Here is a 14610-nt window from a genome sequence, read left to right on the forward strand (position 1 = left end):
CTACGGCGAGTCCAAGCTCGTCGTCCGCTACCGAGCCGGTCTACGGCTGCGGCGCTCGGGCTCTCTGCCCGCGCGAGTGGTGAGTGTCATGGGACTTCTCTCCTCAGGCAATCAGTCGAGACACATCCGGAGAATCGCTGTGAAGAGCATCAAGAGAATCGCCCTCGTCTCCGCCATCTCTGCCTCCCTGGTCGCAGTCATGGGCGGTGCCGCCAACGCCTCGATGTCCGCGGACACCGGCTCGACGTACGTGGCCTACGAAGGGCCGGGCTTCACCGGCCAGACACAGGTCATCGACAGGTGCGGCACGACCAACCTCCGCTACCGCGGGTCGTACAAGTGGTACGGCTCCGGCCAGTCCGGCCGGATGCACAACCAGATCAACAACAGAGGGCCGGTGCACTTCGTGCTGCCCACCAACGGCAACGCGAAGCAGGCGACGGGCGTCGGCTGGAAGAGCATCTTCGTGGTGTGCTGACGCCCACATCTTGACGCGGCGGCCTCGCCCCGGGGATCGGTGCCGTTGATGCCCTGCGGTACACCGGAACGTGCCGGGTGTGACCAGAGATCGGGACGTTAAGGATCGGGACGTTAAGGATCGGGACGTTAAGGATCAGGACAAGGTGTCCTTGACCGCGATCTGGCCATCCTCGACGACGAACTTCTGGTTGGCGTTGTTGGGGTCGCACTGCCACAGGTACACCTGGATGCCGTTGCCGCGGCCGTTGGTGGCGTCCAGGCATAGGCGGTTGGCTGAGTTCAGGGTGGACTTGAGGATGATCTGGCCGCCCTGGATGACCCAGAGCTGGTTAGCGTTACCCAGGCACTGCCACTGGTAGACCCGGGTGCCGTTGGTTCGGCCGTTGGAGGAGTCCAGGCACATCATCTGGCTCGTGCCGATGGTGTCTTCCACCTTGATGAGGCCGTCCTCGACGACGAACTTCTGGTTGGTGTTGTTGGGGTCGCACTGCCACTGGTACATCAAGATGCCGTTGCCGCGGTAGTTGTTGACGTCGACGCACATTGCGGTCCCGACCGGGACGGTGCGGTTGGCGGGCCCTTGCCCGGCGGCCACCGCAGGCAGAGCGGTGACCGCGCTCATGGTGGCGGAGATGACGGCGGCGGCCAGCAGATGGCGAGCAAGCATGGGTGCCTCCAGAAGAGTTGATCAAGACTCCAGCACCATGACACAACCGAACGTAGTTGATCAATCACCGTCCGCACAAAGCTCTGTGCGTCGCGATGTGATGCCCGCCAGAGGCGAAGCTGCGGTGGGCGTCGGGCATCCGCGATTGCAGATCAGGATGATCCAGAACGTACAGACTGGATCACATCGCACGTCACACCCGGACGGAGGCCGCCGTCGCGGGAGGCGTCCCAAGCTCTTCGACGGGTATGTCGATAGCAGGCTGAGCGGTGAGACTCGCGCGTTCGATCCGATCGAGGCGGAACCATCGGATGGCCTCGCGGCGCTGGCAGTGCGCCACGAGGAACCAGTGCCCGGCCGTGAACGCGAGCAGCTGGGGGTCCACCCGGCGCGTTGTCGGCGTACCGTGACGATCGCGGTAGTGCAGCGAGAGGACCTTGCGCTCCTGAAGAGCATGTTCGATCGCGTCGCGTCGGCGCGGATCAGCTGCCTCGGTGGCGCTGTGGTCGATCCAGATGCGCTCGGTCAAGTCGTCCGCGTGCCGTCGCGCCCGCGGGTCCATCACCGCCAGTACTTTCACCAGGGCAGCTCGGGCCTGCCCGTCGAACGGTTGTCCACGGTGTGCCGCGATCGCCGCGGCGAGCGCGCAGGCTTCGGTGGCGGTGAAGTTCACCGGCGGCAGGGTGGCGGCACGATCGACGACATATCCACCGAGCCGGCCCGTGCGTGCCCAGACCGGGAAGCCGCCCTGTTGCAGCGCGGAGATGTCGCGCTTGACGGTACGGACACTGATCTCGAATGCGGTGGCGAGCTGTTGGGCGGTGCGGCCTCGGGGACCCGCACGGCGGAGATCTTCGCGGATCGCGTAGAGCCGGTCGGTGCGGTTCATCCATAAATGGTGCCATAACGGTGACATCCAGCACCTCCAGAATCGGAGCATGACGAACTCGCGAGAACCCATCCTGTTGCTGAGCGGTGCCGGTCTTCCCGTCTGGATCTGGGATCAGGTGCGCGAAGAACTGGCCGCATCGCACCAGACGGTGGTCGCTGAGCGACCACGTCATGACCGCGCTTCGCTCACGGAGTACGCCGCCGCGGCGCTGGATTCGGCACCGTGGGAGCGATTCGCGGTCGTCGCGCACTCCAGTGGCGGGACTGTCGCGGCGGAAATCATGACCCTCGCGCCTGACCGGGTGGGCGCGTTCCTGGCGGTCACGGCCGTCGTGCCGAAGCCGGGACACAGCTTCGTCGCGTCGATGCCGTTGCCGAACCGGCTCGTGCTGAGCCTGGCGATGCGGCTGGCCGGCACCCGACCGCCCGATGCCGCTATCCGGCGTGGCGTGGCCAGCCGCGTCGACACGAAGACGGCCGATCGCATCGTGGCGGAGTTCAACCCCGAGTCTGTACGTCTCTACCGGGACACGCCGCAAGGCGGCGTTTTTCCCGAACGTCGAGGCTACCTCTCCACCAGCCAAGACACTGAGCTCTCGATCGGACTGCAACAGCGATTCGCGCGCAACCTCGACACGAGCTGGAACGAATCCCTCGACAGCGGACACCTGCCGATGCTCGAAGCGCCCGACGCTCTCGCCCGGCGAATCGCGAACTTCCTCGCCGACAGACCCAATTGACCGAGAGGCGCACGAAGGCCACCCCCATAGTCGGGAGTGGCCCTTCTAGCTCAGCTCCTATGAAGCGAATGCGTACGCCGGGCGGCGGTGGCGGCTCAGTTGTAGGGGTTGTCGTAGGTCACGGATTTGGTGCGACTGTTGTAAGTGTTGCCGGGATAGAACCAGCCGCCCGTCACGTACAAGGTGACATTCGTGAGGGTAGTGGAGTGGGTGTATTCACCGTCGTAGAAGAATAGGGCCACCTGGCACCCGGGGGGAGCAGGTGCAGTGCCCGTCTGGCTCGGATAGAAAATAGTGCTGCCGTTGACGGAGACGTAGAAGTTCGGCATGGGGTAGGACCCGCTCCCCCAGCACAGCCGGAGCGCATACCTGAACTTCGTGTTCCCGTCGTCGAACGCCAGCGTGCCGGTCAGCTGGGCGAGCATGATCGACGGGCCGGCGTTCGAGGTCACCGTGAGGGATACGGCCTGGTCTGGACCGTAGGCGGCGTGCGCGGGAGTGACGGGCACCAGGATTGCCGCGAGTGTTGCGATGACGACGGCGACAGAGCTAGCCGCGCGACGTACCTTGGAACGTGTCAATTCCAACCTCATCTCTCGCATGATGTCGGCGGAGCGCGCACGGAGACTATTTTCGGGGCTTCCAGGTGTCCAGAGAGACGATCGAGAGCCACTGATTCGGCCGGCATTAACTTGCGCCATAGCGGCTCTCGCGAGAGTGAACCAGGCGTGCCACCAGGTCGGGGATTAGCCTGCGGAGCCGTAATACCGACCTGACGGGTGAAAGTTTCATTCCACCGGGACGACCCTGCGCGCCGACCTCCCGACACAGCGTCGGCGGTCGTCGAGGAGATCGTGCGCCACGACCCGCCCGTTCAGCTCACTGCGCCTCCTGGTTGAACCAGTTGCCCCAGCGGGCGATCGCCTGCCCGAACGCGATGCCGGGCGCGATCGTGTCGCCCACGGCGCCGAGGGACAGTCCCCGGCGGCGGCAGGCCAGCCACACGCCCACGCCTCCCAGAGCGACCGCGCCCCAGATGCCCAGCCCGCCTTCCCAGATGAACAGCGCCCGGTAGGGCTCTTTGATCGCGCGCGGGCCGAAGTGGATCTGCCAGTCGACGATGACGTGGTAGAGGCGGCCGCCGATCAGGCCGAAGATCACCGCAGGAACCGCGATGTCGCTGATCGTGCCTTTCTCGCCGCCCCGGGCACGCCAGCGGCGCTCACTCAGCCAGACGCCGACGGCGATTCCGACAATGAAGCACAATGCGTAAGCCCGGATCGGAATGAATCCAAGATGCCAGACCCCTTGAGAAGGGCTGGGAATCAAGGCGAGAGGCATGCCGGTGACGCTAGCGGATTTGGGCTCACTTGGCCGCATGCGTGACCCTATTATGCATTTCTACGGCATGAGAGCTTCGCGCTCGCTCGGCCATCGCGGGGGCCTCACCAGCGCCCTGGATGTCTCGCCGCAGCGTGCCGAACAGGGCTTGCCGTCCTGGAGAGGTCTGGCAGCCCTGACTCGCAAGTACGGGAGCGGACGCAAGGACTACCCCGCCCGCCTTTATCGAGGGCTATCACCACCACTTGGGTTCACCGGTCTACACAGAATCGTTACAGGAAATCCCTTATCTCGCCAACGCCACCCTCTTACTCTTTTCCCTGCTATATCCTCCCAAGCAAGGACACTGATGAAGCTCCTATTCGCAGGCCTCGTAGCAACGGCAGCGACCGTGTGCGCGGTGGCCGCACCCGCTCAGGCGGCATCCGTCGCATCCGTGCAGGCCGCTCCAGTGGACCCGGTGAAAGCCCTGAAGGCCCAGCTGACCCCGGGCAAGGGCGTAAAAATCACCGAATCAAGCAGCATTACCGTCGATTTCACCACCAACGACCAGGCTATGCAGGTACGGGTGAACACCCGCACAGCCGGCACCCTGGCTTTCGGCAAAGGCAATGTAGCGGCTGCCGACCTCCGTGTCCGCATGTCCTCACGCCAGCAAGGGCCCAACCCTCCCTACCGGGTCATCGCTGAGGGCAGAAACGCCTACGTGACCAACGCCGGCATCGCCAAGGCGCTGCCTTCCGGCCGTTCCTGGATCCAGTCGAGGGCCAGCGGCCAGGAAAATTCCGTCCTCGGCATGGGCGTCACCTCAGCGGAACTGCAGTACATGGTGAAAAACGCATCAGAAGTGGCGACCGGCGAATATCAGGGCACCGCCAAACTCACTGACTTCCGGCACGACAAGTCCGCCGGGGAAGGCAACGTCGAGTTCCACCTGTACTTCGATCAACACAACCTGCTCACCCGCACGGTCGTCGACTCGACGGCCTACCCGGACGACGACAGTACGGCCTACGACCAGATGGTCTTCCACACCGATACCAAGTATTCGGGCTGGGGCACCAAGGTGAAGATCACCGCACCGGCGGCCAGCAAGGTCATCAGCGAGAAGAAGCTCGACACGAAGACCCGCAAGGCCGTCATAAAGGCCGGCTATCCGGAGAGCGGTCCCTTCTAACCAGCGCCGTAACTAGCGCCGTTCGAGCGTGAGCAGCGGCTCAGCGAACACCGGCGCTGGCGCGGCGGGATTCGCGGCAACCGCCTCCTCCAGGCGGCGGAAGCCGGCCTCCAGCTCGTCCGTACTGAGTTGAGCGAAGAACGAAAGGGTGCGCAGGCGCAGCCGTTGAAGCATGTCACCGAGGGTGCCGACGGACGGCTCGGTAACCGTGCCGAAGGCGGTAACGCGCCAGCCGTCCGACGTGAACATCTCGATGACCTCGTGCAGCGGCTGAAACAGCGCGGCGTCCGCCGCGAAGCCGCGGGGGAAGTGCTCCAGCCACCACGGCCTGGGATGGTGGTCGCTGAAATTCGCGCGCAGTAGCAGCCGCCCGCCGGGCCTGAGCACCCTGGCCAGTTCCCGTACCGCCCGCGGTTTGGCCTGGACGTGATGCCAGGACAAGAACATGAGAGCGTAGTCGGCACTGGCGGACGGCACCGGCATGTCCTCGGCGGAGCCCGCCAGATATCGCACATCGGGATGCGGGGACTGCGCCTGTGCTATCTCGCGCATGCGGACCGACGGCTCGACGCCAGTGACCGGCCCGAACGCTCGCGCCAGCGCGGGGGTGAACCTGCCGGTCCCTGCACCGACGTCCAGCCCCACCAGCGGACGTCCCTTGGGCAGCACCGCTCCGAAGGCACTGATCCATGTCTGCTGCTGCCGCTCGGTAAGCGCGCGGCCACGCGCGTAGTCCTGGTACTGCTCCGTGTCGTAGTCGATCCGCCTCATCGCCGCTCCCGCGTCAGCCGGGCCATGGCGAACCATCGACCCGATATATCGACTGGATACATCGGCACGATATGCGGTGTCGTGTCATGCCTCAAGTGGCGGTCAGGCGCACAGGCTTCGCCCGGCGAAGCCGGCTGGGATGTGGACAGTTCCCGACCGGAGACTAACCCGAGCCCGTCCTGCCTGCCAGTTCCGTGAGCCGGCGTTCGAGGAAGCGCCGTTCGGCGCCGTCGTCGGTGAGTTGTCTCGCACGTCGATAGGCGTCACGCGCCTCCTCGGTACGCCCGAGGCGTCGCAAGAGTTCGGCCCTGGTCGAGTGCAGGTAGCGGAAGTCGTCGAGCCCCAGTTGGTCGACGACGCGCAGACCGGCCTCGGGGCCTTCGGTCTCGGCGACGGCGATGGCGCGGTTGAGCTCCACGATGGGCGAGCCGGTCAGGCGGCCGAGCCGGCGACGAGCAGGCCGAATTTGGTGGTGAGGGCCCGGTCGCGGCGGATGCGGTCCGTCGCTCGGTTCCGAGCCGTCGTCATCAGCCAGGCGCGCGGGTTGCTGGGGACGCCGTCGCGTGGCCACCGGTCGGCGGCGACGGCGAACGCCTCCTGCGCGGCCTCCTCGGCGATGTCGAAGTCGCCGAGGAAGCCGATCAAGGTGGCCAGGACGCGGCCCCACTCCTCGCGGAAGACCTGTTCGAGCGTGGCTACCAATACACCTCCGAGGGGCGGATCTCGATGGCGCCACCGTAGCGCGCTGCGGGGTGGCGGGCGGCCTGCGTCCGATTGAACCCTTGGTAGTCGGCGTAGACCTGCTTCTGCTCCTCCTCGGACAACGCGGCCTGTCCCTCAAGCGCGGTGCCCTGAAAGATCAGCATGACGTACTTCATCGTTTCCTCCTCGTTGCTACCAGGTTGGTCGCGCAGTAAGACGAACGGCGAGTCACGAAATCGACAGGTCGGCACTGAGGTCTTTTGCTGGGAAAGAGGCGACCATGATCAGGCGTCGGGGTCAGGGAGCGGTGAGGTGGGCGCGGATGGCGGCGGCGCCGGATTCGGTGAGCCAGTCGGTGAGGGTACGCAGTCCGGGGTGGATGACGCGCAGCGACTCGATGTCGGCGTGCCATTGGTGACCGGTGTGCCAGTGTTTCCTGATCGCGGCGACCTCTGAGCTGATCGCGGCGGCCTCTTCATCGGTGACCCGCTCGTACCGGACCGGAATGCCCGTGGCCTCGGTGATCGCGGCGGCGGCCTCGACCGGGGTCGGTTCGTCGCCGGCCAGTTCCAGGGTTCTTCCGGCGAACCGGGTCGGCTCCGCGAACGCGAGCGCGGCGAATTCGGCGATGTCCTCCAGCGCGATGATCTGCATGGGCTCGTGCGGGGGAAACAGGTGGCGGTGTACGCCGTTGGAAATGCCGTCGATGCCGATCGCCCCGTCGCTGAGATAGTTCGTCATGAAACGCACTGGACGCAGCACGGTAGGCAGCGCGATGTGGTCGTGCAGGTACTGTTCGATCAGCGCTTTCCCCGCTGAACCTGGCACTTCTGTCGATGTCGAGGCGAGGGTGCTGAATACCACCTGCTTGATTCCCGCCGCGGCTGCCGCGTCGATCAGCGCCCGACCGCGGGCCACTTCGAGATCTGTGGTGGATCCGACGGGTGTGAAGGACAGGGGCGGTACGCCGAACAGGGCGGCGGCGCCATCGAGTGCCGGCGGCAGACTGGCCGGATCGTCGAAGTCGCCGCGTACGAGTTGGGCACCCGCGGCGGCCAGCGCGGCGGCGGCGGGTGTGGTCAGGTCGCGCACCAGGGCTCGCACCGGCCACCCTCCGGCGAGCAGCCGCCGGGCGGTGGCGCCGCCCTGCTTGCCAGTGGCGCCAGTGACGAGGATGGGGGAGTCGGGATTTGCCGGCGTCACGGTGGTCATGGCGTCCTTTTCGGAGACGACGGATTCGGAGATGGTGGATACTGACACGATCCGGAATGCTCCACCCACTTCCACGCCACAGACAAGGATTACGTGACATGACGGCAGCACCGGCGCCAGTACCGGATGCGGCACGTTCCGGGCGGGCCGATGCCCGCCGCAACCGAGAGATCGTGCTGCGCACCGCGATGCGCGTGTTCGCCGAGGAAGGGCTGGAGGTGTCGCTTGGCCAAATCGCGCATCGCGCCGGGGTCGGCGCCGGGACCGTCTATCGGCACTTCCCGAGCAAGGAGATCCTGGTCGAGGCGGTGCTCGCCGAACACGTCCAGGGATTCGTGGTCTCCGCGGGTGAATGGGCGGGCCGCGCGGCGCCCGGCGACGCGCTGTTCGGGTTCCTGCTCGAAGTGATCGAGAAGCTGGCCGGCCGCAAGCACGTCTGCGATGCCCTTACCGCTGACAAGGGTTGGCCGCGCGCCATGCTGACCGCCGCGGCGCAGCGGTTCCACGAGGCACTGGCTCGCTTGCTGCGCGACGCGAAACAGGCCGGTGCTATACGCGCCGATGTGCGGGTCGACGATCTGGCCGCGCTGGCCGTCGGCGGCGCCGCACTGCGTTCGGCACACCGGGACCTGGCCCGCGGTACGCGACTGGTGCGGCTGCTGCTGGACGGATTGCGTACCCCTACTGTCACGAAAGCCAGTGAATTACGTGACGCGCCTTCCCCTCGCCGTCACGAAACCGCCGCCCCCAGCGAGAGACGCTGCGAGGAATGCGGTGCTCGGCTGCGTGTCCGGGCTACCGGACGGCCACCCCGCTACTGCGGTCCGACCTGCCGCCAGCGCGCCCGCCGCCGCCGCGTCGCCGGCGGCGGAAAGGAAGGCCGGAGTGTCGAATCCTCGGTCACCAGTACGAGCCGTCATCCTGGCCTCGATCAATGACGGAACAGGACATTGAGTTCGCTGAAGTCCAGTGAGCCGTCCAGTGCCGTGAGACCTCCCGTGCCGAGCAGTTCCGCGGCGGCTCTGAGGGCCGCGGTGTAGGCAGCCTGGGCCAGCCCAGTGCCCAGGCTGATCCTGCGCACCCCGGCCTGCGCGAGCTCGGTGACACTCGGTCCACCAGCGACAGCCATCGCGTTGACCGGCAGTGGCGACTCGGCACAGAGAGCGCTCAGCATCTCCAGATCGAGCAGGCCGGGAACAAAGATGCCGTCGGCGCCCGCCTCAGCGTATGCCGCCGTTCGCGCCAGCACCTCGCCCAGTCGGCCATCGGATGCACCGATCGCGAACAGGAAGACGTCGGTCCGCGCGTTGATGAACAGTTCCGGCAGGCCCGCCGCGGCTGCGGCGTCCCTGGCGGCGAGCAGCCTGGCGCTCTGCTCGGCGACGCCGAACACAGGACCGCCGACGGCCGAGGAGTCCTCCAGATTGACCCCCACCGCACCGGCCTCCACCACCGCACGCACGGTCGCGGCGACATCCGCCGGAGCCGGCCCGTACCCTCCCTCTACGTCGACCGTCACCGGCAAGTCGACGGAGTCCACGATGCGCCGCGCGGCCTCTACCATCTCACCCCGGCTGAGCTGTTGCCCGTCCCCACGGCCGAGGGACCACGACACACCGCCGCTGGTCGTGGCGATCGCCGTGGCTCCGGCCGCGGCGATCACCGTCGCGCTGGCAGCGTCCCAGGCGTTCGGCAGCACGAGCACGGATTCGGTGCTCAGAGTGCGGAACAGCCGGGCCTTCCCCTTGGCCGCGGCATCGGTGGAAGGGGAGATGTCTACAGACATGTGCATGACCGCCTTAGCGTTGTTCTGGTTCCCGAGGCACCTGCTCCCGGGATGCTGCCGGGCGGGGGAACGAGCGTCCACTGATTAAGCTCGGACCGAATCGTGGAAGTAGTGGGGGCGGCATGAAGGCGCGGCTGACCTTTTCGGTGAACGATCTGGCCGAGACCCGGTTCGCCATCTCGCCAATGTGGGAAGTCGTCACCAGCTTCAGAGCGCTGGCCGCCGCTGCGGTGCCGGACCCGCACCGCGGCTGGGCCGACCAGGTACGCCCGCGGCTCGCGGCGGCGGGTCTCGATCGCGGTTGGCTGGCCGACATGATTCCGCCCATCGGTCACCTCCCCGACTTTCTCAACCCGGCGCCGGCGACGGCGTCCCCCGGCCTCGCCGACGAGTTGGCCGCCATCGAGGCCACCGACCCCGAGCAGGTGCGGCGAGACCTCGACTGTCTGGGCGCCGACCGCGACGCCCCTCTTTCCCTCCGGCTACGGAGCCTTCGCCGGACCCCTTGGGCATACCTGCCGCGGATCGTCGCGGAGATCGAGGTCTACTGGGGGCTCGCGATAGCGCCCTACTGGGCCAGGATCCGCTCGGTGCTGGAGGCGGACATCTTCTACCGAGGCCAACAGGTGGCCGAGCAGGGTACGGCCCAAGCGCTCGACGAGCTGCATCACACGGTGCGCTGGGCCGACGGCAGTCTCCGCCTCGTTCAGCGGCATTGCGCCATCACCAGGATCGAGACGGGAGCCGGGTTGCTCCTGGTGCCGTCGGTCTTCGCCTGGCCGCGGGTGCTCACCCGGTCCGTCGTATCGGAACCACCTCAGCTGGCCTACCCGGCCCGCGGGATCGGCACGTTGTGGGAGCGCCGGACATATGACCGCATGGAAGCTCTCGCCGCCGTGATCGGCCGATCCCGGGCGCTGATCTTGGCCGAACTGGACTCACCCGCCTCGACCACCGAACTCGCCCACCGTTCGGGCATATCCGCGGCGGGCGTGTCCCAGCACCTCACCGCACTGCGGGCCGCCGGCCTGACCAGCGCCCACCGAGCGGGCCGCTCGGTGCTCTACGCCCGCACCAGCCTCGCCGACGCCCTGCTCACCGCACAGACGTGAAACCCGCTGGGTGACTTCATTGGGTGTCGGCCCCGGGCGTGCGGTAGGCGGCGAGGAAGACCCGGACGGCGGCATCGGCGTAGTGGTCGAGCTCGGATGGGGCGAAGCGGATGTCGTCGCCGCAGAGCATGACCTTGTTGACCGGGATCGAGGAGACGAGCCAGGTGAAGTGGTTGGCCGCGAGGACGGGATCGTCGATACGCAGCAGTCCGCGGCCGGTCAGCTGCTCGAGGCAGGACGCCAGCGCGGTGTGCACGCGCTCGGGGCCGGCCTCGAAGTAGGCGTGGCCCAGTTTCGGGAAACGGCCGGCTTCGGCGATGACGAGGCGGCGTACGCGCAGGTGCGAAGGCTGCGTGAGGGCGTGGACGAACTGGCGCGCGACCGCCCGCAGGGTGGTCTCGACATCGTCCGTGGCCGCCAGGTCGCCCATGGCGTTGCGGAAGATCTGATCGATGCCGACGAGGCGGTCGAGCACGATCTGCTCGAACAAGCTCTCCTTCGGCCCGAAATGCTTGTAGATCGTCTGCTTTGACGCGCCCGCGGCAGAGGCGATCTCGTCGGTCTTGGCCCCGACGTAGCCGTCACGGAGAAACACCTCCAGCGCCGCATCCATGATCCGGCGCCGTGTCTGCGCGTGCGTGTCTGCGGCTTGCGGCATTTAGGCCCTCCAGGGTTCGCGCTGGGGCGAACGTTGACAGCCTCTGGAGTGTACCGTACGGTACTGTTCACCGTTTCGGTACAGTACCGTACGGTACGACTTGGAGGAACCAAGGTGGGCACTGTCCAGTCCAAGGACGGCACTGAGATCGCCTTCGACGTCTGGGGCGACGGCCAGCCACTGATCATGATCGACGGGGCCACCGCCCATCGCATGGTCAACCCGACCAATGGTGAGGTGGGGCAGCTGCTGCGCGAGGAGTTCCGGGTCTACGCCTACGACCGCCGTGGTCGCGGCGAGAGCACCGACACCGCACCGTACGCGGTGGAGCGCGAGTTCGAGGACCTTGCCGCCCTGATCGACCACGCCGGCGGGTCGGCCATGGTGTTCGGCTGGTCCTCAGGGGCCGTGCTGGCCCTGCACGCCGCCGCCGCCGGCCTGCCGATCACCCGGCTGGCGCTGTTCGAGCCGCCGTTCGTCGTCGACGACAGCCGCCCGCCGCTGCCGGCCGACTACGTCGAGCGGCTCGACGCCTGCGTCGCAGATGGCCGTCCTGGCGACGCGGTGGAGCTGTTCATGACCGCGGCGGCCGGCGTTCCCGCCGAGGCCGTCGCCGGTATGCGACAGGCCCCGTTCTGGCCCGCCGTGGAAGAGGTGGCGCACACCATCGCCTACGACGGGCGGATCATGGGCACCACCATGTCCGGCGCTCCGCTGCCCCGCGACCGCTGGGCCGCGGTGACCGTTCCCGTCCTGGTCATGCACGGCACCGGCACCATGCCGTGGCTGATCACCGGGGCCCGGGCGCTGGCCGATCTCCTGCCCACCGCGACTCTGCGCGCCGTACCGGGCGAGAACCACGGCACCACTGCCGACGTGCTCGCTCCCGCGCTGCGGCAGTTCGCCGAAGGTCGCTAGGAAACGCAGACCTTCGCCCCCTATTAGGACAGCATGGACAGCGAAAAGACCCCTGAACGTCTCGCGACGACCACCGCGGTTCCCGCCCACGACACCGGCGACGAGGACCGACGGCACGTGCGGGACCGGGTGATCTTCTTCTCGGACGCGGTGATCGCGATCGCGCTCACCCTGCTCGCGCTGGAGCTACCGGTGCCCGAGGGCCGGACCGAGAGCGAGATCTGGCACTCCTTCCTGGACCTCCTGTCTCCCGACTACCTGATCTTCGTGATCAGCTTCGTGGTGGCTGCCCGGCTCTGGTACAGCCACCAGCAGCTCTTCCGGTACGTTCACCGGGTCGACGCCCGCCTGACCGTGCTCAACCTGAGCTGGCTGCTCATGATCGTGCTGCTGCCGTTCGCGACCCGCGTCCTCGGCGCCACCGATCTCCGGTTCGGCACGATTTTGTACTCTGTCCTGATCGCCGGGATCTCCTTCGTGCTGGCTCTGATGGTTCACCACTGCGCCCGCCACGGCCTGTTCGACCAGGAGCGGGCCACCCCCCGATGGGTCCGCTCCTTTACCCTCGGCACGATCGCCGCGACCGCCGTCTTCCTCCTGTCCATCCCGGTGGCCTTCGTCGACGTCACCGCCGCGAAGTTCTTCTGGCTGCTGCTGTTCGTCGCGGCACGTGTGATAAAGCCCCTGATCATGCGCGGGCTGCCGAATGGACCGTCGACCCCGCTGCCGTGAACTGGGCTGCGGAAGCAAGCCACGATCGCGACGGTGTACAACCGCAGCACATCGGTGGCGGGGATGACGGTGGCGGCGGTGGCGATCGGCCTTAGCACCTCGAAGTTGGCGTCCACCGCTCTCTTTAGTGCTGATAGCAAGAGAGGCCGCTCCGCCGCTCGGCATCCATGTCCTCGGCCCATTCGCTAAAATCACTAAACCTCTGAAGGAGGCAACTGCTCCGTGCGTGGGTCCGGCGAGTTTCTGGCTTCTCGATCGTGTTTCAGGCTGCGCGGGCATGTGGTGACGGCTTGCGGCGACATCACATGATCGCGGCTGCATGGCGTGGACCGATTCTGCTGGTGCTGGGGCTTGTGCTTTCAGCGGTTTACACGGTCGGCCTCCATATCGCGATTCAGTACGCCGTCGGTGGGACCGTCGAGCACAACATGGAGATGAACACCAGGTCCGGCGCGGACCTGATCATGGATCCCGGGGGCCTGGCAGAGGATCTGGTCGGGATCCGAGGCACAGTACAACAGCTGACATTTCCAGCAGGCGCTGTCACAGTCTTCCTCAGCGTCATCACCCTTCTGCTGCCCTGGTCACGAGGGCGGATCAAGATCGGGATGCTGGTTCTGTCGGGCGCCTTGTGGGTGATGTATCCGCTCACCGTCCTGGTCACCCTGAGCAGGTGGGTGTCGACCATGGTCGGTGACGGCGGTGCCACCGGGCTCCCTCATCGGTTCGCCGGGTGGCTTCCGCTCGGAGCGCTCATCTTGTGCGTTGCCGCGACGCTGCAAGCGATCGGCCTCGTCCTGCTGGCCCGCCGAGGGACGACCAATTCCCGCGTAGACAATATCCCGCGCCATTAGCCTGCGATCAAGACAGCGGCCAAAGCACCCCAGCCCGGCTGACCGGCTGGCCGCAGGGTGATCGGCCCAGCCGGGAGACGGCCCTGGCGATCCTGCGCCGGGGCGGTCGAACTCGGGGTGAATTACATCGACAGTGGTGGCGAAGTGCGGTTCATCGCGCCTGACCATCCGAGTCTTCTCGGTGGGCAGTCGTAGAAAGGTCAAGCGAATGAAGCGGACAGCGGGCCTGTTTCAAGATTCGCCGCTGACTGCGCCATGGGTGTGGGCGCCGGCTTCCGGGTGCCTGCTGACCGGCCTAAACTCTAAAATCAGCCCTGTTCGAGGAGTCGTCCGGGGACGACTGCAAGAGCGCCAGGGCGTAGAGAGCAGCCCAGCAAGCGGCGTGGCCGCCGGCTGTTTGTTGACCTCATGAATCCTGTGTGCGCGTGCTCGGCGGCCGGTTCGAGGACATGCCGTGGTTAGGCACGGCCCGCAGTATCCATTCACGCCTGGCGTTGAGCCTTGAGTCTGATTTGGGGTAGACGCGCCGGTTCTGCGGAATACAGGGATCTTGTAATGGTTCGTCGTAG

19 protein-coding genes are annotated in these 14610 nt (G+C 66.7%); 8 read left to right on the plus strand and 11 right to left on the minus strand.

All coding sequences use genetic code 11. The features are described from left to right. Nucleotides 1–139: 139 nt before the first annotated feature. Nucleotides 140–478, plus strand: coding sequence for a MiAMP1 family antimicrobial peptide (locus AB0L53_RS57245; protein ID WP_364014883.1), 339 nt, complete (start codon nt 140–142; stop codon nt 476–478). 135 nt (nt 479–613) lie between these two features. Here AB0L53_RS57245 and AB0L53_RS57250 read toward each other — a convergent pair whose 3' ends face one another. Both AB0L53_RS57250 and AB0L53_RS57255 read right to left on the minus strand, forming a co-directional pair. Beyond that, the gene (locus AB0L53_RS57250) at nt 614–1147 is read right to left on the minus strand and encodes an RICIN domain-containing protein (RefSeq protein WP_364014886.1); all 534 of its coding nucleotides are present in this window, start codon (nt 1145–1147) and stop codon (nt 614–616) included. Between the two features lie 193 nt (nt 1148–1340). Beyond that, the gene (locus AB0L53_RS57255) at nt 1341–2036 is read right to left on the minus strand and encodes a WYL domain-containing protein (protein ID WP_364014889.1); all 696 of its coding nucleotides are present in this window, start codon (nt 2034–2036) and stop codon (nt 1341–1343) included. 49 nt (nt 2037–2085) lie between these two features. Here AB0L53_RS57255 and AB0L53_RS57260 point away from each other — a divergent pair, with 49 nt between their 5' ends. Beyond that, nucleotides 2086–2778, plus strand: a complete 693-nt coding sequence (locus tag AB0L53_RS57260; protein WP_364014892.1) for an alpha/beta hydrolase — start codon at nt 2086–2088, stop codon at nt 2776–2778. A 95-nt stretch (nt 2779–2873) separates the two neighbouring features. On the opposite strand, the gene AB0L53_RS57265 is transcribed toward AB0L53_RS57260, so the two are convergent. After that, nucleotides 2874–3371, minus strand: coding sequence for a hypothetical protein (locus AB0L53_RS57265; protein WP_364014895.1), 498 nt, complete (start codon nt 3369–3371; stop codon nt 2874–2876). Nucleotides 3372–3657: 286 nt separating this feature from the next. Continuing rightward, nucleotides 3658–4158 carry a prolipoprotein diacylglyceryl transferase family protein gene (locus AB0L53_RS57270; protein ID WP_364014898.1) on the minus strand — a complete coding sequence of 167 codons (501 nt, stop codon included), beginning with the start codon at nt 4156–4158 and terminating at the stop codon, nt 3658–3660. Nucleotides 4159–4468: 310 nt separating this feature from the next. Between AB0L53_RS57270 and AB0L53_RS57275 the strand changes: the two genes are divergently transcribed. Beyond that, complete coding sequence (locus tag AB0L53_RS57275) at nt 4469–5296, plus strand: hypothetical protein (protein ID WP_364014901.1); 828 nt, start codon at nt 4469–4471, stop codon at nt 5294–5296. Between the two features lie 12 nt (nt 5297–5308). On the opposite strand, the gene AB0L53_RS57280 is transcribed toward AB0L53_RS57275, so the two are convergent. The 5 genes from AB0L53_RS57280 to AB0L53_RS57300 all read right to left on the minus strand — a co-directional run bounded on the left by AB0L53_RS57280 (nt 5309) and on the right by AB0L53_RS57300 (nt 8029). Further along, a complete protein-coding gene (locus tag AB0L53_RS57280) occupies nt 5309–6067 on the minus strand; it encodes a class I SAM-dependent methyltransferase (RefSeq protein WP_364014904.1) in 759 nt (252 codons plus the stop codon). Between the two features lie 163 nt (nt 6068–6230). Further along, complete coding sequence (locus AB0L53_RS57285) at nt 6231–6485, minus strand: hypothetical protein (protein WP_364014907.1); 255 nt, start codon at nt 6483–6485, stop codon at nt 6231–6233. Between the two features lie 14 nt (nt 6486–6499). After that, nucleotides 6500–6769 carry a sigma factor gene (locus AB0L53_RS57290; RefSeq protein ID WP_364014909.1) on the minus strand — a complete coding sequence of 90 codons (270 nt, stop codon included), beginning with the start codon at nt 6767–6769 and terminating at the stop codon, nt 6500–6502. Then, complete coding sequence (locus tag AB0L53_RS57295) at nt 6763–6945, minus strand: hypothetical protein (protein WP_364014912.1); 183 nt, start codon at nt 6943–6945, stop codon at nt 6763–6765. The genes AB0L53_RS57290 and AB0L53_RS57295 overlap by 7 nt, the downstream gene beginning before the upstream one ends. Nucleotides 6946–7066: 121 nt before the next feature. Next, nucleotides 7067–8029, minus strand: a complete 963-nt coding sequence (locus tag AB0L53_RS57300; protein ID WP_364014915.1) for an NmrA family NAD(P)-binding protein — start codon at nt 8027–8029, stop codon at nt 7067–7069. Nucleotides 8030–8079: 50 nt separating this feature from the next. Here AB0L53_RS57300 and AB0L53_RS57305 point away from each other — a divergent pair, with 50 nt between their 5' ends. Next, entirely contained in the window at nt 8080–8919 is an 840-nt protein-coding gene (locus AB0L53_RS57305) for a helix-turn-helix domain-containing protein (protein ID WP_364014918.1), read from the plus strand. Here AB0L53_RS57305 and AB0L53_RS57310 read toward each other — a convergent pair. After that, nucleotides 8913–9767: an isocitrate lyase/phosphoenolpyruvate mutase family protein gene (locus AB0L53_RS57310; RefSeq protein WP_364014921.1), complete on the minus strand. Its 855-nt coding sequence runs from the start codon at nt 9765–9767 to the stop codon at nt 8913–8915. The genes AB0L53_RS57305 and AB0L53_RS57310 overlap by 7 nt on opposite strands. A gap of 122 nt (nt 9768–9889) precedes the next feature. On the opposite strand from AB0L53_RS57310, the gene AB0L53_RS57315 reads away from it, so the two are divergent. Beyond that, nucleotides 9890–10879 (plus strand): DUF5937 family protein, encoded by a 990-nt coding sequence (locus AB0L53_RS57315; protein ID WP_364014924.1) that lies wholly within the window; start codon nt 9890–9892, stop codon nt 10877–10879. Between the two features lie 16 nt (nt 10880–10895). Here the strand turns inward: AB0L53_RS57315 and AB0L53_RS57320 are convergent, their stop codons facing one another. After that, on the minus strand, nt 10896–11537 hold the full coding sequence (locus tag AB0L53_RS57320; RefSeq protein ID WP_364014927.1) for a TetR/AcrR family transcriptional regulator: 642 nt from the start codon (nt 11535–11537) through the stop codon (nt 10896–10898). A gap of 114 nt (nt 11538–11651) precedes the next feature. Between AB0L53_RS57320 and AB0L53_RS57325 the strand changes: the two genes are divergently transcribed. The 3 genes from AB0L53_RS57325 to AB0L53_RS57335 all read left to right on the plus strand — a co-directional run bounded on the left by AB0L53_RS57325 (nt 11652) and on the right by AB0L53_RS57335 (nt 14041). Then, nucleotides 11652–12455, plus strand: coding sequence for an alpha/beta hydrolase (locus AB0L53_RS57325; protein WP_364014930.1), 804 nt, complete (start codon nt 11652–11654; stop codon nt 12453–12455). A gap of 33 nt (nt 12456–12488) precedes the next feature. Then, the gene (locus tag AB0L53_RS57330) at nt 12489–13187 is read left to right on the plus strand and encodes a TMEM175 family protein (RefSeq protein ID WP_364014933.1); all 699 of its coding nucleotides are present in this window, start codon (nt 12489–12491) and stop codon (nt 13185–13187) included. Nucleotides 13188–13492: 305 nt separating this feature from the next. Then, on the plus strand, nt 13493–14041 hold the full coding sequence (locus AB0L53_RS57335) for a hypothetical protein (RefSeq protein WP_364014936.1): 549 nt from the start codon (nt 13493–13495) through the stop codon (nt 14039–14041). The last annotated feature ends 569 nt before the right edge of the window (nt 14042–14610 follow it).

It is taken from the genome of Nonomuraea sp. NPDC052129 (assembly GCF_040680095.1).
Classification (GTDB): Bacteria; Actinomycetota; Actinomycetes; order Streptosporangiales; family Streptosporangiaceae; genus Nonomuraea.